Source organism: Paraburkholderia sp. 2C (assembly GCF_054589215.1).
Genome location: NZ_BAAILL010000049.1, coordinates 530,264 through 553,375, shown reverse-complemented (window position 1 = coordinate 553,375; position 23,112 = coordinate 530,264). Strand labels below are relative to the sequence as shown.

The following is a 23,112-nucleotide window of genomic DNA, read 5'->3' as shown; positions in this document are numbered from 1 at the left end:
AGCGATCCCACCGGGTCGCTTTTTTGTTTTTGCAGCGCAGCGGAACGCGCCCCGGCGCGTGGCTTTATTTGCGATGCCGCGCGGCCATACGGGCGAGCGCCGCCTGCAGCGGCGACGGCTCGAGCGACTCGCTCAATTCATGAAGGGCCTCCGCGCCCATCCGGGTCATGCGCGCCTGCTTGATCGGTGGAGGCGGTTCAACTGCCTTTGGCCGCACGCGGATTCTCAACGATTCGACCGCCCAGCCGCGTTGCTGCAAATCGGCCACGAGCCGTGGCTCCAGATGCCGCAAACGCGCGGCGAGCGCGTTGTGCGCGGCAAAGATCGCCAGTACGCCATCCTTGATAAAACCGGGCTCGACGCTCGTCGCCAGATAGTCGGGCAGCAGTTCGGCGAGGTCGCGTTCCAGCGCGGCGATCTGCTCGACGCCCGCGCGCAGCGCCGAAAAAGCATCGGTGCGCGCCAATACGTCGGCGAGCCGCTGTGGGCGCCGCACATCGTATGACGGTGAGAACGGTGCCGACCCCGACCGGGCGGCCGGCTTCGAAAACGGTGGCCTTGAATTCGACGAAGAGCGGCTCATGTTTGACAGTGGTGGCGCTGAAGAACCGCGAGCGCGGGCGATGCCGCATGAACAGGCTATTGTACCGTGCACCATTTGCTTGCCGCCATGTGAGATAGGCGGGCTGCGACCGGGCGTCGGTCGGGGCGAAGCGGCTTCATGCATGCATCATGACGCACGCTCGAGCAAGCGCCACAATGGCCGTCGGGAACAGCCGTCAGCGATCTTACGCTCGACACAGGCGCGCGTTGGGGCGCGTGCTAAAATCCCCGATTCGAATTCACTCCTTGACAAGCCGCCGAGGCACTTCCGACAACGGGTAAGCGAGGGCACGACCCCGGCCGCGCTTGCTCGCTTTCCCAGCCGAAGCCGCGACGCAGAGACACCGACCCGATGATCACCGGTTTTCTACAAAAGATTTTTGGCAGTCGCAACCAGCGCCTCGTCAAGCAATATCAAAAGACCGTCGCGTCGATCAATGCGCTCGAGCCGCAGATCGAGAAACTGACGGACGACCAGCTGCGCGCAAAAACCGGCGAGTTCCGTCAGCGGGTGGCGGGCGGCGAGTCGCTCGACAAGCTGCTGCCGGAAGCCTTCGCGGTCTGTCGCGAAGCGAGCAGGCGTGTGCTGAAGATGCGTCACTTCGACGTGCAGCTGATCGGCGGCATGGTGCTGCACTACGGCAAGATCGCCGAAATGCGCACCGGCGAGGGCAAGACGCTCGTCGCCACGCTCGCCGCGTATCTGAATGCGTTGTCGGGCCGCGGCGTGCACGTCGTGACCGTCAACGACTACCTCGCACAGCGCGACGCCGAGTGGATGGGGCGGCTCTACAACTTCCTCGGGTTGTCGGTCGGCGTGAACCTGTCGCAGATGGATCACAGCCTCAAGCAGGAAGCCTACGCCGCGGACATCACGTACGGCACGAACAACGAGTTCGGCTTCGACTACCTGCGCGACAACATGGTCTACGAGACCGAGGCGCGCGTGCAGCGGGCGCTCAACTTTGCAATCGTCGACGAAGTGGACTCGATCCTGATCGACGAGGCGCGCACGCCGCTCATCATTTCGGGTCAGGCCGAAGACCATACCGAACTCTATGTGCGCATGAATGCGCTGCCGCCGCTGCTCGAGCGGCAGATTGGCGAAGAGAAGGCCGACGGCACGGGTGTCGAGAAACCCGGCGACTACACACTCGATGAAAAAGCGCGTCAGGTGTTCCTGACCGAATCGGGCCACGAGAAGGCCGAGCGTCTGCTCGCCGAGTGGGGCTTGATCGGCGACGGCGAAAGCCTCTACGCGCCGCAGAACATCACGCTGATGCACCACGTTTATGCGGCGCTGCGGGCCCATACGCTGTTCCATCGCGACCAGCACTATGTCGTGCAGAACGGCGAAGTCGTCATCGTCGACGAATTCACCGGGCGTCTGATGGCCGGCCGCCGCTGGTCCGACGGCCTGCACCAGGCAGTCGAGGCGAAGGAGCACGTGAAGATCCAGAGCGAAAACCAGACGCTCGCATCGATCACGTTCCAGAACTACTTCCGCATGTACGGCAAGCTGTCCGGCATGACCGGCACGGCGGACACCGAAGCGTACGAATTCAACGAGATCTACGGTCTCGAGACGGTCGTGATTCCGACGAACCGGCCGCCGAAGCGGCTCGACCGCCAGGATCAGATCTACAAGACCGCGCGCGAACGCTACGACGCGGTGACCCGCGACATCCGCGAGTGCTATGAGCGCGGCCAGCCGGTGCTGGTCGGCACGACGTCGATTGAGAACTCGGAACTGCTGTCGCATCTGCTGACGAAGGCCGGCTTGCCGCACGAGGTGCTCAACGCGAAGCAGCACGAGCGCGAAGCGGCGATCGTCGCCGAAGCGGGACGGCCGCAGCGCATCACGATCGCGACCAACATGGCGGGCCGCGGTACCGATATCGTGCTCGGCGGCAATGCGGAAAAGCAGGCGGCCTTCCTCGAAGCGGACGACTCGATTCCCGCCGACGAAAAACAGCGTCGCATCGCGCAATTGCATGGCGAGTGGCAGACGCTGCACGATCAGGTAAAGGCCGCGGGCGGCTTGCACATCATCGGCACCGAGCGTCACGAGTCGCGCCGGATCGACAACCAGCTGCGCGGCCGCGCGGGCCGTCAGGGCGACCCGGGTTCGTCGCGCTTCTTCCTGTCGCTCGAAGATCCGCTGCTGCGCATTTTCGCCGGCGACCGCGTGCGCGCGATCATGGACCGGCTCAAGATGCCCGAAGGCGAGGCGATCGAAGCGGGTATCGTCACGCGTTCGATCGAATCGGCGCAGCGCAAGGTCGAGGCGCGCAACTTCGATATCCGCAAACAGCTGCTCGAATACGACGACGTCGCGAACGATCAGCGCAAGGTGATCTACCAGCAGCGCAACGAACTGCTCGAAGCGCACGACATCGCCGAGACGATCGGCGCCATGCGCCATGGCGTGATCGGCGAGATCGTGCGCCAGTTCGTGCCGGCGGGCAGCATCGAAGAGCAGTGGGACGTGCCCGAGCTCGAAGAAGTGCTGCGCAACGACTGGCAGCTCGATCTCGCGATTCAGGAAATGATCAACGAATCGCAGTCGATCGACGCGGACGAGATTCTCGAAGCCGTGACCGCCGCGGCGGACGAAGCGTATGAAGCGAAGGTCACGCTCGTGGGCCGCGAATCGTTCAGCGCGTTCGAGCGCTCGATCATGCTGCAGACGCTCGATCGCAGCTGGCGCGAGCACCTGGCCGCGCTCGATCACCTGCGCCAGGGCATTCACCTGCGCGGCTATGCGCAGAAGAACCCGAAGCAGGAATACAAGCGCGAGGCGTTCGAACTGTTCGCCGCGATGCTCGATGCGGTGAAGCTCGAAGTCACGCGGATTGTGATGAACGTGCAGATCCAGTCGCCGGAGCAACTCGAACAGGCGGCCGAGCAGTACGAAGAGCAGGGCAGCCACCTCGAGAATGTCGAGTTCCGGCATGCGGACTACTCCGATTCGAACGCGGCCACGGCCGTGGCCGCCGCGCCCGTGGCCGCCGATGCCGCCGCGACGATGATCGGCGATGCGATGAGCCATGCGCCACGCGGCGGCGCGGCCGCTGCGGCTGGCGCCGGTGCGCCGCGCGCGAGCGACGGTATCCCGAAGGTCGGCCGCAACGACCCGTGCCCGTGCGGCAGCGGCAAGAAGTACAAGCAGTGTCACGGCAAGATCGCGTGAATGTTTGAAGACGGCGCGCGCACTGCGCGCCGTTTCGCTTGGCACAGCCGTTTTACGCGACGCCGCCGGTGCGTTTTATACGGTACAGTGCAAGCCATTTCGCGGCGGCGCGGCGCCTTGCCGACCCGCCAGTTACGATCCTCATTGACGGCGCCCGCCTACTAGCGCGCCGGCATGTTCAGCTTCGACAGGTCGCCACCATGGCTGTCAATTTCCCTTCGATCGAACCCGCTCAACTCCATCCGGTACCGGGCGTCACGCTCGGCTGGGCCGAAGCGAATATCCGCAAAGCGAATCGCAAGGACGTGCTCGTGATCTCCGTCGACGACGGTGCGACGGTCGCCGGCGTGTTCACGTCGAACCGGTTCTGCGCGGCGCCGGTGACCGTGTGCCGCGAGCATCTGGAGCGCGTGCGTAGTGGGGCTGGCAGCGGCGGCAGCAGCGGCGGACAGCGCGGCAAGGGCATCCGCGCGCTGGTCATCAACACCGGCAATGCGAATGCGGGCACCGGCGAGCCGGGCCTCGCGCACGCGCGCGAAACCTGCAACGAGCTTGCGCGCCTCGCGGGCCTTGCGCCCGAGCAGGTGCTGCCGTTTTCGACCGGCGTCATTCTCGAACCGCTGCCCATCGACCGTCTGAAGGCCGGCTTGCCCGCCGCGCTGGCGAACCGTGCTGCCGCGCACTGGTACGACGCCGCGCAGTCGATCATGACCACCGACACGCTGCCGAAAGCCGCGTCGCGCCAGGTGAACATCGACGGCCATACGGTCACGCTGACCGGCATCAGCAAGGGTGCGGGCATGATCAAGCCGAATATGGCGACGATGCTCGGGTTCCTCGCGTTCGATGCGGCCGTCGCGCAGCCCGTGCTCGACGCGCTCGTCAAACATGTCGCGGACCGCTCGTTCAACTGCATCACGATCGACGGCGATACGTCGACGAACGATTCCTTCATCCTGATCGCGTCGGGCAAGTCGAGCCTGCCGGCGATCACGTCGACCGATTCGGCCGCTTACGCCGCGCTGCGCGACGCGGTGACCGACGTCGCGCAGACGCTCGCGCAGCTGATCGTGCGCGACGGCGAGGGCGCAACCAAGTTCATGACGGTGCAGGTCGAAGGCGGCACGAGCGTCGCCGAATGCCGGCAGATCGCGTATGCCATCGGCCACTCGCCGCTTGTGAAGACGGCGTTCTACGCCTCCGATCCGAACCTCGGCCGCATTCTCGCGGCGATCGGCTATGCGGGCGTCGACGATCTCGACGTCGGCAAGATCGATCTGTATCTGGACGACGTGCTCGTCGCGAAGGCAGGCGGGCGCAATCCGGCGTATCGTGAGGAAGACGGCCAGCGCGTGATGAAGAAGAGCGAGATTCTGATTCGCGTGCTGCTAGGCCGCGGCGACGCGCGAGCCACGATCTGGACTTGCGACCTGTCGCACGAATACGTAAGCATTAACGCCGATTACCGTTCCTGATCGGGTGCGGCGCCGCTTGAATCGAGCCGGCGCTGCGTGGATCCCGACCGCCTCTCACATTAGCCATGGACAAACTCGAACAACTGTTGACCCGCGCCGAAGCGGTGCTGGGCCGTCTCGAAGCAATGCTGCCGCCCGCGGCGCCCGATGTCGACTGGTCGGCCGCGGTCGCATTTCGCTGGCGCAAGCGCCAGGGGCGCGGCTTTCTGCAGCCGGTGCCGTCCATTTCCCTGATCTCGCTGGCGGACCTGCAGAACATCGACCGCCAGAAGGAACTGATCGAGCAGAACACGCGGCAGTTCGTCCACCAGCAGCCGGCGAACAATGTGCTGCTGACGGGCGCGCGTGGCACCGGCAAGTCGTCGCTGATCAAGGCGTGCCTCAATGCGTATGCGAAGGACGGCCTGCGGCTCATCGAAGTCGACAAGGACGACCTGCACGATCTCGGCGACATCGTCGATCTGATCTCGACGCGGCCCGAGCGCTTTGTCGTGTTCTGCGACGATCTGTCGTTCGAGGAAGGCGAATCGGGTTACAAGGCGCTGAAGGTGGCGCTGGACGGGTCGGTGGCCGCGCAATCGGACAACGTGCTGATCTATGCGACGTCGAACCGCCGTCATCTGTTGCCCGAGTACATGAGCGACAACGAGACGTACAAGCATACGGCCGATGGTGAGATTCACCCCGGCGAAGTGGTCGAGGAAAAGATCTCGCTGTCGGAACGCTTCGGTCTCTGGGTCAGCTTCTATCCGTTCAAGCAGGACGATTACCTGACGATCGTCGCGCACTGGCTGCGCCATTTCGGTTGCGACGACGCGGGCGTCGAAGACGCGCGCGGCGATGCGCTCGTGTGGGCACTCGAACGCGGGTCGCGCTCGGGGCGCGTCGCGTGGCAGTTCGCACGCGACTGGTCGGGCCGCCGGGCGGCAGCATGACGGCTGGCGCAAACAACGCCGCCGATAATGCACCGCAAGGCGCGGCGGCGGCGCGGCCGGTTACCGAGGTTGCGGTCGGTGTGCTCGTGCAGCCGGACGGGCGCTATCTGCTTGCGCAGCGGCCGGCGGGCAAGCCGTATGAGGGTTACTGGGAATTTCCGGGCGGCAAGCTCGAGCCCGGCGAGACCGTCGAGGCGGCGCTCGCGCGCGAACTGCACGAGGAACTCGGTATCGACGTGAAGGCGTGCCACCGCTGGCATACGCTCGAACACGACTATCCGCACGCGTATGTGCGGCTCTTTTTCTGCAAGGTGACCGAGTGGGCCGGCGAGCCGCACGGGCGCGAGGGCCAGGCGTTCGTCTGGCAAACGCTGCCTGCTGACGTCACGCCTTTGCTGCCCGCGACGATACCGGTGCTCGAGTGGCTCGCGGCCGAATGACAAAGTGACAGAGTGAGCACGGGCTATCGCTGCGCGCCGCGCGGGCTGCTGCGATAAGGTCGCTGTCCCGCCACCTTTGCCGCTCGCTTCAATGATGTGCGCTTTCGCCGGGCGCTTCGTCTGACGGCGGCTCATCATCGTTGCTGCCGATCCGGTATTTCTCGGCGGCCCAGGCGCCGAGATCCATTTGCTTGCACCGTTCGGAGCAGAACGGGCGAAAGCGGCTTTCCGAGGTCCAACGGACATCCTTGCCGCAAGTCGGGCATTTTACGACGGTGGTCATTCTGTCTGGTCTGTGACGATGGTTCGATCGAAACGTTACGAGCGTCGAATCTGGGGGCGCGGGTTATAGATTAAAGCGTATCGCGCCGCGCATTGTGCGTGCCCGGTCTGCCGTCCCGCGCCGCCGATGCCGATCGGCGACTAACCCCTACAGACTACACAGCGTGAGCTGAAATGGCACGTCGACGTCGACTGAGCGCGGACGAAGGTCGCCGTCCTGCACCGTGAAGCGGACCCACAGCATGTATTTGTTGGCGCTCGCTTCCGGGATCACGCGCAATTCCGGTGCCACACGCACCTGCATCAGCTGATATGTGCGGCCCGACAGCATCTGCTGGTAGCTGCCTTGCATCGCCATCACCTTCGACGCCTGGCCCGACTCGCGCGCAAGACGCAGCACGATGGCGGCCGCATCGCGCAGCGGCAGCAGCGGCATGACCCACTTCGCGATATCCTGGCGACGCTGATCCGGATGCGTCTGCTGCCATGCGTAGTACGACGGAAGATCGAATTTGCAGGTGCCGCCGGGGATGATCGCGCGGCTGCGGATGCTGGAGAGCCACTCGTTGTCGGCCAGATGCTGGCCCGTTTTGCCCTGCATTTGCGCAAGGCCCGCAAGCGTTTGCTCGATTTCTCCGAGCACGGCTTCGAGCGCATTCTGCTCGATGCCCGGGTTGCCGCGGAACGGTGCGAGCGTTTGACGCTGCCGCTCGAGCTCCTTCATCAGGTCCGACTTCAGGTCGGCGCGACCGGCGACTTCCGCGATCTCGAACAGGGTGGTGAGCGCGACGTGATGTTCCCTCGGATCTTCCTGAGTCAAAAAGAACGTAAAGCGCTCGAACAGATCTTCGAGGCGCAACAGCGTTCTGATTCGCTCGTTGAAGGGATACTCGTAAAGAATCAAGCGGGATCGCCTCGCGCGTGGTCGGTGACTGAATTGCAGGACATTCTAATGCCGTGACTCTACCCTAGCAATGAAACAGTGGATCCGTCCAGTTCGCAATTTTTTCGCTTATGTTTCGCTTCGGTTACTGCAAAATCGCGGCGCACTGCCCGAATTTCCGCCGACCTTTAACGTATCGCGGGCGTCTGCAAGACGTCCTCGCGGCCCGGATGACCTCAACGCCGTGCCGGATCCGCCTTTATATACGGGGATTATCGAACGTCGGCAGATGACCCGGACACATACTGGCGGTGCAGTTCCTCGACGCGGGCGTCGATTGATTCGAATGGCGACAGGTCGCTGTTGACGATCACGTCGTCGGCGGCTTCGAGACGCGCTTCACGCGTTGCTTGCCGGGCGATGATCGCGAGCACCTGCTCGCGCGTGAACGCATTGCGGCGCATCACGCGCTCGATTTGCGTTTCGACGCTGCAATCGACGACGAGCACGCGATTCACACGCGTTTTCCAGCTTCCCGATTCGACGAGGAGCGGCACCACGATCACCACATACGGCCCGCTCGCGGCGCGCCGCTCACGTTCGGTCTCCGCACGGATCAACGGGTGAGTGATCGCTTCGAGGCGGCGCCGCGCGTTTTCGTCGCTGAAGACAAGCGCTCGCATCCGCGCGCGATTGAGCGAGCCGTCGGGCGCGACGAACGAAGCGCCAAATTCGCTCGCGATGGCGGGCATCGCGAGGCCGTGCGGCCCCGTGATGCGGTGCGCGATCGCGTCCGTGTCGACGATCGGCACGCCGCGCGCCGCGAAGCGGTCGGCGACGAAGGACTTGCCGCTGCCGATGCCGCCCGTCAACCCAACAGCAAACATGCGTCAGCCTCCGAGTGCGAAATAAAGCGGCGTACCGAGAAACAGCGTGAGCACACCGCCGGCCGCGAGAAACGGACCGAACGGCAGCGGCTCTTCGAAGCGCATCCGGCCACGCCACGTTGCCACGAGACCGACGAGCGCGCCGGCGACCGCGGCGATCAGAATGATTTGCGGCAGCGCGGCCCAGCCAAGCCATGCGCCGAGCGCGGCAAGCAGCTTGAAGTCGCCATAGCCCATGCCTTCGATGCCGCGTACGAGCTTGAACGCCCAGTGTACGCACCATAGCGCGAGATAGCCGGCGATCGCGCCGAGCACGGCGTCGGACAGGCTCGCGAAGAGGCCGCCGAAATTGAGGATCAGGCCAGCCCATAGCAAAGGCAGCGTCAGCGAATCGGGCAGCAGGTGCGTGTCGATATCGATGGCGCTCGTCGCGAGCAGCGTGGCGCAGAGCCCGAACGCAGCGAGCGCGGTGCCGGTCGGACCGAACAGCATGAGCGCAGCGACTGCGCAGATGGCGCTTGCGATTTCGATCAACGGATAACGCACGCTCACGCGCGTCTTGCATTGCGAGCAGCGGCCGCGCAACAGCAGATAGCTGAAGACGGGCACGTTCTCCCACGCGCGCAGCACGTGGCCGCAATGCGGGCATGCACTGCGCGGCAGCCACAGGTTATAGCGCGGCGGCAGGCCGTCGTCTTCGAAGTGCTGACCGGTGGCGTCCGCGACTTCGGCACGCCACGCGCGTTCGAGCATGATTGGCAGCCGGTGCACGACGACGTTCAGAAAACTGCCGACCACGAGCCCGAACGCGACGGTGAAGACGATCTGCACAGGGAGCGGCAGCATGGCGAAGGCCGCGCCGACGGCAGCCGACAGGTTGTCGAGCCAGGCAACGACCGACGCGAAGGGCGACCCGACTGGCAACCCGACTGGCAACCCCGAGGACGACACGAAGGGCGCCGAAGACAACCCCGAAGGCGACGGATACGAGATGTTGTAGAGGTGGTCTGACACGGTTCTGAACGCGGCCGGCATGGTTAATGTCTCGATTCGGCTGGATGCTACACCACGTTGCCGAGTTGAATGATGGGAAGATACATTGCAATCACAAGCCCGCCGACGAGCAGTCCGAGCACCGCGATCACGAGCGGTTCGCACAGGCTCGCAAGCGTGCCGGTCTTTTCGTCTACCTGACGATCACACAGTGATGCGACATCGAGCAGCATCGTATCGAGCATGCCCGATTCTTCGGCGACCGCGACCGGCTGCACGACTTCGGGCGGAAAGCATTGGGTGGCCTGCATGGCGGCCGCAAGCCGCTCGCCATCGCGCAACCTCGCGGCAATGCCGGCCGTCGCGCGATCGAAGTACGCATTGCCGGTTGCGTGATCGAGCGACGTGAACGCATCGGCGAGCGGCGTGCCGGCCGCGAGCAAGGTGCCGAGCGCGCGGCTCCAGCGGGCCGCGCAAAGCGTGGTCAGGAGCGGTCCGATAACGGGCGCGCGCAACGATAACCGCGCGCATTTGAGGCGCGCGGCCTCCGACATGCGCAGCCATTTCGCGAAGCTCGCGCCCGCGGCGATACAGGACACGCCGATCGGCACGCTCCATTTTGCGGCTCCGGCGGATAACGCGAGTACCGCTTGCGTCGGCGCGGGCAGCGCGGCGCCGAAGCCGTCGAAGATTTGCCTGAAGGTTGGGACGACCCCTATCAGCAGCGCCGCGGTGATGGCGATCGCCAGTACAAGGATGGCAGCGGGATAGGTCAGCGCCGCGCGTACCTTTGCGCGCTGCGCGGCAGAGCGCTCGCGGTCGTCCGCAATGCGAGCGAGCACTTGCGCAAGCGAGCCCGATGCTTCGCCGACCGCAACCAGTTGCGCGTACAACGGACCGAACGGCTCCGCTCGCGAGCGCAGCGCCTGCGAGAAGCTGACGCCCGCGACGATGTCGCGCGCGAGCGCGCCGACGATGCGCGACATGCCGAGCGCTTTGCCGGAGGACGCCGGCGCGTCGGCCAGCAATTCGAGCGACGGCGCAAGCGGCAAGCCCGCGCGCAACAGGCTCGCGAGTTGCCGCGTGAAGCGCGTGACGTCGGCGGGGCGTGCCTGCGCACGCGGCGCAGGGCCGTGCGCGGCGAGTTCGACGATAAAGAGGCCGTCGCGTCTGAGCTTCGCGCGCGCCGCTGCGAGATCGGGCGCGATGACCGAGCCGCTCCGGTGTGTGCCGTCAGCCTCGATGCCGCGCCATCGGAAACGCAGTTCCTGCGATAACGAATCCATCACCATTGCGGCGGTCCTCATGCGATCTCGGTTGCGCATAGCGCTTCGGCGAGGCTCGTCGTGCCGTCGATCACGCGCGCGAGCGCGGCGTCGCGCAGCGTACCGACCGCTTCGGCGCGCGCCTGTTGCGCGAGCGTCTGCGTGCTTGCGCGCGTGACGATCAACTCGCGCATCGCGTCGGATACCGGCATCACCTGATGAATGCCGATACGTCCGCGGTAGCCGATGCCGTGGCATGCCGCGCAACCCACCGCCGCATAGGGCAGCCGGCCTTCGACGCTGTCCGCGGAGGCGCCGGCCGCGTGCAGCGCGGCGCTCAGTGCGGCGCTCAGCGCGGCGGCGGACTGCGCGTCCGGCGTCTTGCACGTCATGCAGAGTTTGCGCACGAGACGCTGCGCGGTAACCATGCGCAGCGCGCCCGCGAGGTTGTACGGTTCGACGCCGATGTCGATGAGCCGTGCGACGGCGGCGGGCGCGTCGTTCGTGTGCAGCGTCGACAGTACGAGGTGTCCCGTTTGCGCGGCCTTGACGGCGACGTCCGCGGTTTCTTCATCGCGGATTTCACCGACCATGATCACGTCCGGGTCCTGTCGCAGAAATGCGCGCAATGCGGTGGCGAACGTGAGGCCGGCCTTTTCCCGCACACTGACCTGGTTGATGCCCGCGAGCTGGATTTCCGCCGGGTCTTCGACCGAACACAGGTTGCGCGAGACGGCATTGAGCATCTGCAGGAAACAGTACAGCGAGAGCGTCTTGCCGCTGCCCGTTGGACCGGTTACAAGCATGAGGCCGTGCGGCGCGCGGATCGCCTGTTCGACGCTCGCGCACTGTTCGGCCGTGAGGCCGAGCGCACCGAGCGAAAGATCGGCAGGCAGAGACTCGAGCCGGCGCAGTACGAGCTTTTCGCCGTACAGCGTGGGCAGCGAGTTCACCCGATAGTCTTCGACTCGCCCCGCGCCGCTCGCGAGTCGCAGGCGCCCGTCCTGTGGCACGCGGCGCTCGGCGATATCCATGCGCGCGAGCACCTTTACGCGCGTGACGAATGCGTCGCGCAGATGCGCAGGCGGTTGCGCGGTTTCATGCAACACGCCGTCGATGCGCAAGCGGATTCGCCAGCCGTGTTCCGACGGCTCGATATGCAGATCCGACGCATTGCGGCGCGCCGCTTCCTGCAGCGTTTCCGTGAGCAGACGAACCGCCGGTGCGGCGTCGGCGTCGCTTGATACAGTCAGCGCGCTCAGTTGCGCGGCGCTAGCGGTGGATGCGGCGAGCGGTGCTGCGCGCTGCGCCGCATCAGCGTCGTGCGCGACGGTTCGAAAGGCCGCGCCGGGCGTCGCGTGCCGCGCGCCCGCGAAGTTTGACGCGTGTGGGGCGAAAGAAGGAAGAAGGGTCATCGAAAACCGGCCGTGAGCCGCCTGTGCAACTGGACGGCGTCATCATCCGGGATCGCGGCGGGGACCGCCATTAGGCCGTTCGGCTAGCTGTGCACCGCATTCATTTGCAGTACGATGCGCGCTGCCCCGCGTGATGTGTGCTGCGTGCGGTGTGCGGTGTGGCGATCGCTGTGCGCGGTGCCTGCGCTAGCGCCCCAGCAGTCTTGCGACCTTCGCGCCGGCTTTCTGCCCCGGGCGGAACAGCTTCACGGTGCGAATCGCCTGATCGTCGCTGCGCATCACCTCGAGCTTGACATCGGCGATCCGCACGCAGACGTCGCCCTCGGGAATCTCTTCGAGAATTTCGAGGATCAGACCATTGAGCGTCTTCGGACCGTCGGTCGGCAGCCGTAGTTGCAGCCAGCGGTTCAGCTCGCGCAGCGGCATGCTGCCCGCCACGATGCATTCCCCGTTGTCGTCCCATCCGCCGCGCGAACTTGCGCTGCGCGGCACGGACGTCGTGAATTCGCCGATCAGCTCTTCGATGATGTCCTCGGGCGTGACCAGTCCCTGCAATTCGCCATATTCGTTGACGACGAGGGCGGTGCGATGGCGGCTCTCCTGGAAGTACTGCAGCTGCTGGAAGACCGGTGTGCCGGACGGGACGAAATAAGGCTCCGCGAGCAGTTCGCGCAGTGTTTCGCGCTCGAGCTCCTGGTTGTGAAGCGCCGCAAGCGTCTTGCGTACGTGCAGCACGCCGAGTACGCGATCGATATCGCCCTGATAGACGATCAGCTTGTTGTGATAGCAGGTTTCGAGCTGATGCAGGATCTGATCGAACGGCGCATCGAAGTCGAGCGCCTCGATGCGGCGGCGCGGAATCATCACGTCGTCGACCGAAATGTTCTCGAGGTCGAACAGATTGAGCAGGATGCTGCGGTGCTTGGTCGGCATGAAGCTGCCCGATTCGAGCACGATGGTGCGCAATTCTTCGGTCGACAGGCGCTGATCGCGCGTGCCGCCGGTATTGATGTGCAGCAGGCGCAAAAAGCCGTTGGCGAACAGATTCACGAACCAGATAAGCGGCTTCGCGATGCGCATCAGCGGCGCAATCAGAAAACTCGCAGGCAGCGCGATCTTTTCGGGGTACGTCGCACCGACGATCTTCGGCGCAATTTCCGCGAACACGATAATCAGAAACGCGACGATACCCGTCGACACCGACAGCACGACGCTATTGCTGCCGAACGTGCGCAGTGCAATCGATGTCGTGAGTACCGGGATGATCGTATTGAAGAGGTTGTTGCCGATCAGGATCACGCTCAGCAACTGATCCGTGCGCGAGAGCAGGCCCTGCGTCGTTTTCGCGCCGAGCACCCCCTTGTTCGTGAGGTGCTTGAGCCGATGACGGTTGAGCGCCATCATCGCCGTTTCGGAAATGGAGAAGAAACTCGAACAGATCAGAAGGACCAGGACGGCGCCTATCTGCGCCCATAAGGGAAGTTGTTCCACGCGTCGTGAAGTCAGGGGAAGGGGATGGGGAGAATATAGCAGAGGGGTTCGGTGCGCCCCATTGGCCGAAAGATAGAGGCCGTTGGACGGAGCTTGAACGGGGATTTGCAGACTCGGGCCGCGGAACGCCCAGCAGCGGAGCCGAAGCGGGATAAAATGCGGGCGAAAAAAAACCGCGCTACGTCGTTGCGCGGTTTTTCAAGAAATTCTGGTCGGGGTGAGAGGATTCGAACCTCCGGCCTCTACGTCCCGAACGTAGCGCTCTACCAGGCTAAGCTACACCCCGATTTATCCTGCATGATGCTGCGTGACTCTTACTGGACTCGCTCAGCGATTCGGTCTTATTTAAGACTGTCTCGTCGTCGAGTAAGAACATAATTCTAGCAGGCTTTCCTTGTAAATGGAATCGGGAAACGAAGAAATCGCGGCCGCGGCAGCGTGCGCTTCCTGCTTCGCGCATTGCAGCGTGTGGTCGAGCGCGCCCGAACGCGTGATTGCTTCGAAGATGGTTTCGAAGCGATCCGTGCCGCCCTGCACGATCGCATCGCGCGCGAGCGCCGCCTGCTCCGGCGTGCCGCGTTCGATCAGATAAATCAGCGGCAGCGTGGGCTTGCCTTCGCGCAAATCGTCGCCGGCGTTCTTGCCCATCGATTCCGGCGTGCCGGTGTAATCGAGCCAGTCATCCATGATCTGAAACGCGGTGCCGATGCGCCGGCCGAATTCGGCGGCGGCGGCTTCGATCGTTTCGTCCGCGTCGGACAGCACGGCGCCCAACTGCGCGGCGGCCTCGAAGAGCTTCGCGGTCTTGTAGCGGATCACCTGCATATAGCGCGCTTCGTCGACGTCCGCGTCGTGCATGTTCAGCAGTTGCAGCACTTCGCCTTCGGAAATGATGTTCGTTGCTTCCGACAGGATTTCCATCACACGCATCTTGCCGACGCCGACCATCATCTGGAACGAGCGCGAGTAGAGAAAGTCGCCGACCAGCACGCTGGCCGCATTGCCGAAAAGCGCATTCGCGGTCTGCCGGCCGCGCCGCAGATCGGATTCGTCGACGACGTCGTCGTGCAGCAGCGTGGCCGTATGGATGAACTCGATCACCGCAGCCAGTTCGTGACGCTGGCCGGTGGTATCGCCCAGCGCACCCGCGACGAGCAGCAGCAGCGCCGGACGCAGGCGCTTGCCGCCGGCGCTGATGATGTACTCGGAGATCTGATTGATCAGCATCACCTCGGACGCCAGACGGTGCCGGATGACGCGATTGACCTGCTGCATGTCTTCGGCGATGGGCGCGAGCAGGCTGGCGGCGTTGGGTGCGGGAGTGGCGGTCGACGACATGGTGGCGATTTGGGGTAATGCGGCGGATTATAAGGCGAATCGCGCAGTTTCCGCGCCGCCGGGTCGGTGTGCGCGGCTTTTCCGGCCATTCGGCCTATGTTCGAGGTACGAGGCGCGCATCGGACAGGCGCCGGACGGTTGTCACGCGTACCTGAGCCGGCTTCCTGCGGCGCAACGTCGATTGACTTTGACCGTGCAGCTAACTCTATGTATAATCACGGGTTTCCGCGCGTGGTGCGTCGGAAAAATGAATCACGAATAAAGAGTGAGGTTTTCAATGTACGCGGTCATAAAAACCGGCGGCAAGCAGTACAAGGTTGCTGTCGGCGAAAAACTTAAAGTAGAACAGATACCGGCAGACATTGACGCAGAAATCACGCTCGACCAGGTTCTCGCAGTGGGCGAAGGCGAATCGATTAAGTTCGGTACGCCGCTGGTCAGTGGGGCTTCCGTCAAGGCTACCGTTGTCTCTCACGGTCGTCACGCCAAAGTGACCATCTTCAAGATGCGTCGCCGGAAGCACTACCAGAAGCACGGCGGCCACCGCCAGAACTACACCGAACTGCGCATCGACGCGATCAACGCGTAAGCGCATCGGGCAAGGAGCTATCAGATGGCACACAAAAAGGCAGGCGGCTCGTCCCGGAACGGCCGCGACTCCGAGTCGAAACGCCTCGGCGTTAAGGTTTATGGCGGTCAGGCAATCCTCGCTGGCGGCATCATCGTCCGTCAGCGCGGCACGCGTCTGCACCCGGGCCTGAACGTCGGTATCGGCAAGGATCACACGCTGTTCGCGCTGGTCGACGGTCACGTCAAGTTCACGACGAAAGGCGCTGACAAGAAGCACACGGTCAACGTCGTCCCGGCAGCGGCCTGAGCTAACTTGTTGCGATAACGCGGTTGCGCGCATTTGCGCGTAGTTGGGTTACGTTAAACAGGTTGGGCTTCAGCACCGGAAAAGGCCCCGCGAATTGAGCGGGGCCTTTTTTATTGGTTTTTCTTCCATGCGGCAAGCACGCTTCGCGTGCGCACCGCAACTGGCCGATCGGCAGATTGTTGAACCCTTGCGGCGCGGGGCAAAATAGCGGCAGCACGTCTGGTTCGCAAAGCACCAAACAGCACTAAACAGCAGCAGTAACAAACGGGACGGAGCAACTCATGAAGTTCATTGACGAAGCGAAAATCGAAGTCATCGCCGGCGACGGAGGGGATGGCAGCGCGTCGATGCGCCGCGAGAAGTTCGTCCCGTTCGGCGGGCCGGATGGCGGCGATGGTGGGCGCGGCGGCAGCGTTTTTGCGGTCGCGGATCGCAATATCAACACGCTGATCGACTACCGCTATTCGAAAAAGCATCAGGCGCGCAACGGCGAGAACGGGCGCGGCTCCGATTGCTACGGCAAGGGCGGCGACGACATTACGCTGCGCATGCCGGTCGGTACCGTGATTACCGATCTCGACACCGGCGAACTGATCGCCGACCTCACCGAGCACAACCAGGTCGTGCAGGTCGCGAAGGGCGGTGCGGGCGGCCTTGGCAACCTGCACTTCAAATCGAGTACGAACCGTGCGCCGCGCCAGAAGACCGACGGCAAGCCCGGCGAGCGTCGCATGGTGCGCCTCGAACTGAAAGTGCTTGCCGATGTCGGCCTGCTCGGCATGCCGAACGCGGGTAAATCGACGTTCATTTCATCGGTATCGAATGCGCGGCCGAAAATCGCCGATTATCCGTTCACCACGCTTGCACCGAATCTCGGTGTCGTGCGTGTGGGGCCGAGCCGCAGTTTCGTGATTGCCGACATTCCGGGCTTGATCGAAGGCGCGGCGGAAGGCGCAGGCCTCGGTCATCAATTTTTGCGGCATTTGCAGCGCACGGGCTTGCTGCTGCACATCGTCGACCTCGCGCCGTTCGACGAAGCGGTCGATCCGGTCGGCGAAGCAAAAGCGATCGTCAACGAACTGCGCAAATACGATGAGTTGCTGTACGCGAAGCCGCGTTGGCTCGTGTTGAACAAGCTCGACATGATTCCCGAAGAAGAGCGCGAAGCGCGCGTCGCCGCGTTTCTCAAAGAATTCGAATGGGACGGGCCCGTGTATCAGATTTCCGCGTTGACGGGGCAGGGTTGCGAAAGCCTTTGCTACGCGGTGTACGACTATCTTGCCGAACACTCGGATGCGCACCGCGCGGCCGAAGCGGAAGATCTCGCCGCCGATGTGCGTTTTCGCGCGGAGTCCGAGGGTGGTAGCAGCGGCGTATCGGCGCCACCGCACGACTGATCACAGCGGCAATGCGGTTGCCTCGGGCGCCGTTAGTGGTTGCCGGCCTGACGAATCACCCATGAACCCTGTTGGAGATCGCGCACAATGCGTTCCGTCATCGCAGATTCCCGCCGGCTCGTTGTGAAAGTCGGATCGAGCCTCGTCACGAATGACGGGCGCGGACTCGATCATGCGGCAATCGGCCGTTGGGCCGCGCAGATCGCCGCGCTGCGCGAGCAAGGCAAGGAAGTCGTGCTCGTCAGTTCCGGTGCGATCGCGGAGGGCATGCAGCGCCTCGGCTGGACGAAACGGCCGCGCGAAATCGACGAATTGCAGGCCGCCGCCGCGGTCGGGCAAATGGGGCTCGCACAGGTCTATGAAAGCCGCTTTGCCGAACACTCGATCCGCACCGCGCAGATTCTGCTCACGCATGCGGACCTCGCGGACCGCGAACGTTATCTGAACGCGCGCTCGACGCTGCTGACGCTGCTGCGCCTTGGCGTCGTGCCGATCATCAACGAGAACGACACGGTGGTCACCGACGAAATCAAGTTCGGCGACAACGATACGCTCGGCGCGCTGGTCGCGAATCTGATCGAAGGCGATGCGCTGATCATCCTCACCGATCAACAAGGGCTTTTTACCGCCGATCCGCGCAAGGATCCGACCGCGACGCTCGTGCAGCAGGCCGACGCGGGCTCGCCGGAGCTGGAGGCGATGGCAGGCGGCGCGGGCTCGAGCATTGGCCGCGGCGGCATGCTGACCAAGATTCTCGCGGCGAAGCGCGCGGCGCACAGCGGTGCGAACACGGTCATCGCCAGCGGCCGCGAGGCGGACGTGCTCGCGCGGCTTGCGTCGGGTGAAGCGATCGGCACGCAGCTGATCGCGCGCACCGCACGCATGGCGGCGCGCAAGCAATGGATGGCCGATCACCTGCAGGTGCGCGGCCATGTCGTGATCGACGACGGTGCGGTGGAAAAGCTCACCGAGGGCGGCAAAAGTCTGCTGCCGATCGGGGTCGTCGACGTGCAGGGTGCTTTTGCGCGCGGCGAGGTCATTGCGTGCGTGAACGGGGCAGGGCGCGAGGTGGCGCGCGGCCTGACCAATTACAGCAGTTCGGAGACAAAGCTGATTCAACGTCGCCCGAGCGGCGAGATCGAATCGGTGCTCGGCTATATGCTCGAGCCCGAACTGATTCACCGCGATAATCTTGTGCTCGTTTAGCGTTTGGCCCGGCAGTGCGCGCGAGCATCGCGCCGCCCGGGTTGCGCTATCCGAACGCGCGATGAGAACGCATCACGAGAACGCATCACGAGAACGACGCACCGGTCAATCAACGGTTCAGCACAATCACCGGGTCATCAATTCGCCCTGCGTCCGTTTGTACCGGATGTTGTTGACGATGGTCTTTGCCGAGCCCACCGGCATCCGGTTCGCGCAGAAGAAATCCTGATACAGCGACGCACGGTACGCGTTGAGGTCACCGTTTTCGATGCGTGCCCAGTCGTTTGCGACCGTGCGATCCCAGCCGTCGTGGTCGTCGTTGAGGCCCGCATACAGACGCCACGTGTAGTTGTCGCAGTGGATGCCTTCGTAATTGACGTTGCGCGCACCGCTCGGGCTCGTCACGACGACCGTATAGCGCACGACGCCGTCCGACCCCACCGATAGCGACTTCGCGTCGATAAAGAAACTGAGCGGCGTATTTTGCGAGACTTCGAACGGCAGCAGGTCGGCCTGGTTGGGCAGCGGCGGCAGCGCGTCGACCTTGTTCTCGGTCCAGTTGGTCGGCATGTCCAGCAGATAGTGGAAGTCCGCGTCCTTTTGCGGCGTCGGCTGCTTGTTACTGGAGCAGCCGGCGAGCAAGGCGCCGGTGGCGACACATGCCACCGCGAGAGCAAACAATTTCAAGTGAAATTCCCCGAAACGCCGGCGCGGCGGCGATGTGCCGCACCGGCAGACGCAGCGCGAGGCGCCGCAATGCGCTGCACGATATCAGTCTTGCGGCGCTTCGCGCAAACCCGGCACGCCAACGGCGACGCTTCCGGCTGCCGAACAGTCGGATTCCATCGGAGCGGGCAGAGTCGCTTCAACGGCAACACCCGACGTGTTGCCGACCGATGGCGCAACGTTCGGCGAAGATGAGGCCGAAGAAGCAGGGGGCGCAGAAATGCCCGACCCCGGCGGCACATTCACCGACGACGCCATCCGCGGATAACGCTGCCCATGATGTCCGCCCGGTTTTTCCGTACGCGGCGCAGCGCGGCGCAGGAAACGGGAGAGCTCCGTCAGCGCCAGCTGATACACATCCCGCTTGAACTCGATCACACAGTCGAGCGGCACCCAGTAGTCATTCCAGCGCCATGCATCGAACTCCGGGTGATCCGTGGCGCGCAAGCAGATATCGCAATCGCGCCCGACCATCCGGAGCAGGAACCAGATCTGTTTCTGGCCACGGTAATGCCCGCGTACTTCACGCTTGATGAACTTGTCCGGCACCTCATAACGCAACCAGTCGCGCGTGCGACCGACCACCTTGACGTGCTCGGGAAGCAGCCCGGTTTCTTCGTGTAACTCCCGATACATCGCTTGCACGGGGGTCTCACCATATTTGATGCCCCCTTGCGGAAACTGCCAGGAATGTTCACGGAGCCGCTTACCCCAAAACACTTCGTTGTGCGCGTTCAAGAGGATGATGCCGACGTTCGGGCGAAAGCCTTCACGATCCAGCATACAACCACCTTCGAATCCTTTAAAATTGCTTTGATTATAAACAGATAATGGTCCAAACGCACCCCGGCGGCACCCCGGCGGCACCCCGGTGGCAGCCCGGATGGTCCGCAGTCGGCACCTCGGGTGACGCCTCAGACTCATCTGAATGAAATCTGTATTGCGCCTAGTTTGCACGGGCTTTGATCCGGCCTGGACCAGGATCGTGTCCGATATCGCGTGGTAAATGTCGGATCGCAATCCCCCGTTGCTTGCACATGGGGCGCGGATTTTCGGACAGCGCCGTCAGGATCGTCGCCCGCGAGCGGACATGTCGAAGGCGGCCGGCAAGCCATTGAGCGCGTGTCGCCGATCAACCGATCAACCGGTCAAGCGATTCCTCGTCCGATCGTGACCCTGATCGTGGCAAAGCGAACGCATTCTGTGATTGCATTCGGCGCGAGCTTCACGCACATTTCACGCTCGACTGGCGAGCTTTTCGTACAGATCTGGCGCGGATTTGGCGAACCGGTCCGCAAATGCTACCGTTTCATCTCTTCGGGCGGGCCCGACCCGGTTCCGCCGCTTTTGGAAAACTCTGAATGAAAGCCTCCCGTTTCTTTATTGGCACGCTCAAGGAAGCGCCTGCCGACGCCGAAATTGTCAGCCACAAGCTTATGGTGCGCGCGGGCATGATCCGTCGCGTCGCCGGCGGCATCTATAACTATCTGCCAATCGGCCTGCGTTCGATCCGCAAAGTGGAAGCGATCGTGCGCGAGGAAATGAACCGGGCGGGCGCAATCGAACTGCTGATGCCGTCGGTGCAGCCGGCCGAGCTGTGGCAGGAATCGGGTCGCTGGATCAAGTACGGCCCCGAGCTGTTGCGCTTCAAGGATCGCAAGCAGAGCGACTTCGTGCTTGGGCCGACGCACGAGGAAGTCGTCACCGATATCGCGCGCAACCAGATCAAGAGCTACCGGCAATTGCCCGTGAACTTCTACCAGGTCCAGACGAAGTTCCGCGACGAGATCCGTCCGCGCTTCGGCGTGATGCGCGGCCGCGAGTTCATCATGAAGGACGCGTACTCGTTCGATAAGGACGTGGAAGGCCTCAAGGAGTCGTATCGCAAGATGTACGACGCGTACGTGCGCATCTTCACGCGCCTCGGTCTCGAATTCCGCGCGGTGGCGGCCGATAACGGCGCGATCGGCGGCAGCGGCTCGCACGAGTTCCATGTGATCGCCGATACCGGCGAGGACGCGATCGCGTATTGCCCGACGTCGCAGTACGCGGCGAACGTCGAAGCCGCCGACGCGCTGCCCTTGATCGCGCAGCGCGCCGCGCCCGCCGAGCCGCTCACGAAGACCGCGACGCCCGGCAAGGCGAAGTGCGAGCAGGTTGCCGAGTATCTGAATATCCCGCTCGAGCGCACGATCAAGTCGATCGTGCTCGCCACCGACAACGAAGGCGCCGCGCCGACCATCTGGCTGCTGCTGCTGCGCGGCGATCATGAACTGAACGAGATCAAGGCGAGCAAGCAGCCGGGCCTCGCCGAGTTCCGTTTCGCCACAGAAGCCGAGATTGTCGAGTGGTTCGGCACGCCGCCGGGCTATCTCGGGCCGTTGAATACGAAGAAGCCGGTCAACGTGATCGCCGATCGCACAGTCGCGAACATGAGCGACTTCGTGGTCGGCTCGAACGAAGTCGACTATCACACGACCGGCGTGAACTGGGGCCGCGATCTGCCGGAGCCGACCGTCGCCGATATCCGCAACGTCGTGCAGGGCGATCCGTCGCCGGACGGCAAGGGCGTGCTCGAGATTTGCCGCGGCATCGAGGTCGGTCACGTGTTCCAGCTCGGCACGCGCTACTCGGTCGCGATGAACGCGACGTGCCTCGACGAAACCGGCAAGCCGCAGCCGATGGAGATGGGCTGCTACGGCATCGGCGTCACGCGCATTCTCGGCGCGGCGATCGAGCAGAACTTCGACGACAAGGGCATCGTCTGGCCGGAATCGATCGCGCCGTTCGAAGTCGTGTTGTGCCCGATGGGTTACGACCGCAGCGATGCCGTGCGCGAGCAGGCCGACAGGCTCTACGCCGAGCTGATGGCCGCCGGTGTCGACGTGATTCTCGACGATCGCGGCGAGCGCCCCGGCGTGATGTTCGCCGACTGGGAGCTGATCGGCGTGCCGCACCGGCTCGTGATCGGCGATCGCGGCCTGAAAGACGGCAAGATCGAGTATCAGGGCCGTCGCGATACCGAGGCGACCTTGCTGCCCGTCGACGCCGCCGCGCAATCGGTGATCGATAAAATCAAGACATCACTCGCGCACTAATCGGAGCGGGCATGGAGTACAACTTCCTGTCCGCAACGATCCTGCTGATTCTGATTACGGATCCGCTCGGCAATATTCCGCTCTTCGTTAGCTGTCTGAGGGGCGTGACGCCGCACCGCCGGGCGGTCGTGATTCTGCGCGAGGTTGCGATAGCGTTTGGCATCCTGCTGGCCTTCATGCTGGCAGGCGACCGCTTTTTGCGGATGATGCACCTCACCGATCTGTCGTTGCGCATCGGCGGCGGCATCGTGCTGTTTCTGATTGCGATCAGAATGATTTTCCCGCATCCGGACGGCCTGACCGGCGTCACGCGCGGCGGCGAGCCGCTGATCGTGCCGCTCGCGATTCCGGCGCTGGCGGGTCCGTCGGCGCTCGCAACCGTCATGCTGCTGACGTCGCAAGCGCCCGGCAAGATGCTCGAGTGGATCGCCGCGCTGTGCGTGACGATGGTGGTCTGCGCAATCGTGCTCGTGATGTCCGAGCGGATTCAGCAGTGGCTCGGCGAGCGCACGGTTACCGCGTTCGAGCGGCTGATGGGCCTCGTGCTGGTCGCGATTTCAGTCGAAATGATTCTGGCCGGCATCCGCGCCTTCGTGCATCAGCTCTGA

Annotated in this window: 22 protein-coding genes and 1 tRNA gene; 11 read left to right on the top strand and 12 right to left on the bottom strand. The window is 63.8% G+C overall.

Going from position 1 to position 23,112, the window contains the following annotated elements:
- Nucleotides 1-64: 64 nt before the first annotated feature.
- Nucleotides 65-583 carry a DciA family protein gene (locus ACYPXD_RS26795; protein WP_459718423.1) on the bottom strand — a complete coding sequence of 173 codons (519 nt, stop codon included), beginning with the start codon at nucleotides 581-583 and terminating at the stop codon, nucleotides 65-67.
- A 372-nt stretch (nucleotides 584-955) separates the two neighbouring features.
- On the opposite strand from ACYPXD_RS26795, the gene secA reads away from it, so the two are divergent.
- The 4 genes from secA (at nucleotide 956) to ACYPXD_RS26775 (ending at nucleotide 6,646) form a co-directional block, all read left to right on the top strand.
- Entirely contained in the window at nucleotides 956-3,796 is a 2,841-nt protein-coding gene (gene secA, locus ACYPXD_RS26790) for a preprotein translocase subunit SecA (RefSeq protein WP_459718420.1), read from the top strand.
- Between the two features lie 200 nt (nucleotides 3,797-3,996).
- Nucleotides 3,997-5,271 (top strand): bifunctional glutamate N-acetyltransferase/amino-acid acetyltransferase ArgJ, encoded by a 1,275-nt coding sequence (gene argJ / locus ACYPXD_RS26785; RefSeq protein WP_459718417.1) that lies wholly within the window; start codon nucleotides 3,997-3,999, stop codon nucleotides 5,269-5,271.
- 65 nt (nucleotides 5,272-5,336) lie between these two features.
- The gene (locus ACYPXD_RS26780; protein WP_459718413.1) at nucleotides 5,337-6,206 is read left to right on the top strand and encodes an ATP-binding protein; all 870 of its coding nucleotides are present in this window, start codon (nucleotides 5,337-5,339) and stop codon (nucleotides 6,204-6,206) included.
- Nucleotides 6,203-6,646: an NUDIX domain-containing protein gene (locus tag ACYPXD_RS26775; RefSeq protein ID WP_459718410.1), complete on the top strand. Its 444-nt coding sequence runs from the start codon at nucleotides 6,203-6,205 to the stop codon at nucleotides 6,644-6,646. Before ACYPXD_RS26780 ends, ACYPXD_RS26775 begins: the two co-directional genes overlap by 4 nt.
- An 88-nt stretch (nucleotides 6,647-6,734) precedes the next feature.
- On the opposite strand, the gene yacG is transcribed toward ACYPXD_RS26775, so the two are convergent.
- The 4 genes from yacG to ACYPXD_RS26755 all read right to left on the bottom strand — a co-directional run bounded on the left by yacG (nucleotide 6,735) and on the right by ACYPXD_RS26755 (nucleotide 9,544).
- Nucleotides 6,735-6,929 (bottom strand): DNA gyrase inhibitor YacG, encoded by a 195-nt coding sequence (yacG, locus tag ACYPXD_RS26770; protein ID WP_459718406.1) that lies wholly within the window; start codon nucleotides 6,927-6,929, stop codon nucleotides 6,735-6,737.
- 147 nt (nucleotides 6,930-7,076) lie between these two features.
- A complete protein-coding gene (gene zapD, locus ACYPXD_RS26765) occupies nucleotides 7,077-7,832 on the bottom strand; it encodes a cell division protein ZapD (RefSeq protein WP_219798867.1) in 756 nt (251 codons plus the stop codon).
- Nucleotides 7,833-8,083: 251 nt separating this feature from the next.
- Nucleotides 8,084-8,698, bottom strand: coding sequence for a dephospho-CoA kinase (gene coaE / locus ACYPXD_RS26760; protein ID WP_459718403.1), 615 nt, complete (start codon nucleotides 8,696-8,698; stop codon nucleotides 8,084-8,086).
- A 3-nt stretch (nucleotides 8,699-8,701) separates the two neighbouring features.
- Nucleotides 8,702-9,544, bottom strand: a complete 843-nt coding sequence (locus ACYPXD_RS26755; RefSeq protein ID WP_459718400.1) for a prepilin peptidase — start codon at nucleotides 9,542-9,544, stop codon at nucleotides 8,702-8,704.
- Between ACYPXD_RS26755 and ACYPXD_RS26750 the strand changes: the two genes are divergently transcribed.
- Nucleotides 9,543-9,698 (top strand): hypothetical protein, encoded by a 156-nt coding sequence (locus tag ACYPXD_RS26750; protein WP_459718397.1) that lies wholly within the window; start codon nucleotides 9,543-9,545, stop codon nucleotides 9,696-9,698. The two genes, ACYPXD_RS26755 and ACYPXD_RS26750, sit on opposite strands and share 2 nt — an antisense overlap.
- Before the next feature lie 61 nt (nucleotides 9,699-9,759).
- On the opposite strand, the gene ACYPXD_RS26745 is transcribed toward ACYPXD_RS26750, so the two are convergent.
- From ACYPXD_RS26745 to ACYPXD_RS26725, 5 genes are all read right to left on the bottom strand, one after another.
- A complete protein-coding gene (locus tag ACYPXD_RS26745; protein WP_459718394.1) occupies nucleotides 9,760-10,998 on the bottom strand; it encodes a type II secretion system F family protein in 1,239 nt (412 codons plus the stop codon).
- Nucleotides 10,995-12,371, bottom strand: a complete 1,377-nt coding sequence (locus tag ACYPXD_RS26740) for a GspE/PulE family protein (RefSeq protein WP_459718390.1) — start codon at nucleotides 12,369-12,371, stop codon at nucleotides 10,995-10,997. Before ACYPXD_RS26740 ends, ACYPXD_RS26745 begins: the two co-directional genes overlap by 4 nt.
- Nucleotides 12,372-12,557: 186 nt before the next feature.
- Entirely contained in the window at nucleotides 12,558-13,862 is a 1,305-nt protein-coding gene (locus tag ACYPXD_RS26735) for an HlyC/CorC family transporter (protein WP_459718387.1), read from the bottom strand.
- A gap of 209 nt (nucleotides 13,863-14,071) precedes the next feature.
- A tRNA-Pro gene (locus ACYPXD_RS26730) sits at nucleotides 14,072-14,148 on the bottom strand.
- Nucleotides 14,149-14,207: 59 nt separating this feature from the next.
- Nucleotides 14,208-15,200 carry a polyprenyl synthetase family protein gene (locus tag ACYPXD_RS26725; protein ID WP_459718384.1) on the bottom strand — a complete coding sequence of 331 codons (993 nt, stop codon included), beginning with the start codon at nucleotides 15,198-15,200 and terminating at the stop codon, nucleotides 14,208-14,210.
- A gap of 277 nt (nucleotides 15,201-15,477) precedes the next feature.
- On the opposite strand from ACYPXD_RS26725, the gene rplU reads away from it, so the two are divergent.
- From rplU to proB, 4 genes are all read left to right on the top strand, one after another.
- Complete coding sequence (gene rplU / locus ACYPXD_RS26720; RefSeq protein WP_006025184.1) at nucleotides 15,478-15,789, top strand: 50S ribosomal protein L21; 312 nt, start codon at nucleotides 15,478-15,480, stop codon at nucleotides 15,787-15,789.
- Nucleotides 15,790-15,813: 24 nt separating this feature from the next.
- Complete coding sequence (gene rpmA / locus ACYPXD_RS26715; RefSeq protein ID WP_459718374.1) at nucleotides 15,814-16,077, top strand: 50S ribosomal protein L27; 264 nt, start codon at nucleotides 15,814-15,816, stop codon at nucleotides 16,075-16,077.
- Nucleotides 16,078-16,358: 281 nt separating this feature from the next.
- On the top strand, nucleotides 16,359-17,474 hold the full coding sequence (gene cgtA / locus ACYPXD_RS26710) for an Obg family GTPase CgtA (protein ID WP_459718371.1): 1,116 nt from the start codon (nucleotides 16,359-16,361) through the stop codon (nucleotides 17,472-17,474).
- Between the two features lie 87 nt (nucleotides 17,475-17,561).
- On the top strand, nucleotides 17,562-18,680 hold the full coding sequence (gene proB, locus ACYPXD_RS26705) for a glutamate 5-kinase (protein WP_459718368.1): 1,119 nt from the start codon (nucleotides 17,562-17,564) through the stop codon (nucleotides 18,678-18,680).
- A 126-nt stretch (nucleotides 18,681-18,806) separates the two neighbouring features.
- Here the strand turns inward: proB and ACYPXD_RS26700 are convergent, their stop codons facing one another.
- Complete coding sequence (locus tag ACYPXD_RS26700) at nucleotides 18,807-19,367, bottom strand: CNP1-like family protein (protein ID WP_459718365.1); 561 nt, start codon at nucleotides 19,365-19,367, stop codon at nucleotides 18,807-18,809.
- An 84-nt stretch (nucleotides 19,368-19,451) separates the two neighbouring features.
- The gene (locus ACYPXD_RS26695; RefSeq protein WP_459718362.1) at nucleotides 19,452-20,189 is read right to left on the bottom strand and encodes an RNA pyrophosphohydrolase; all 738 of its coding nucleotides are present in this window, start codon (nucleotides 20,187-20,189) and stop codon (nucleotides 19,452-19,454) included.
- 578 nt (nucleotides 20,190-20,767) lie between these two features.
- On the opposite strand from ACYPXD_RS26695, the gene ACYPXD_RS26690 reads away from it, so the two are divergent.
- Together ACYPXD_RS26690 and ACYPXD_RS26685 are read left to right on the top strand one after the other, a co-directional pair.
- Nucleotides 20,768-22,504, top strand: a complete 1,737-nt coding sequence (locus ACYPXD_RS26690) for a proline--tRNA ligase (RefSeq protein ID WP_459718359.1) — start codon at nucleotides 20,768-20,770, stop codon at nucleotides 22,502-22,504.
- A gap of 11 nt (nucleotides 22,505-22,515) precedes the next feature.
- Entirely contained in the window at nucleotides 22,516-23,112 is a 597-nt protein-coding gene (locus ACYPXD_RS26685; protein WP_219798878.1) for a MarC family protein, read from the top strand.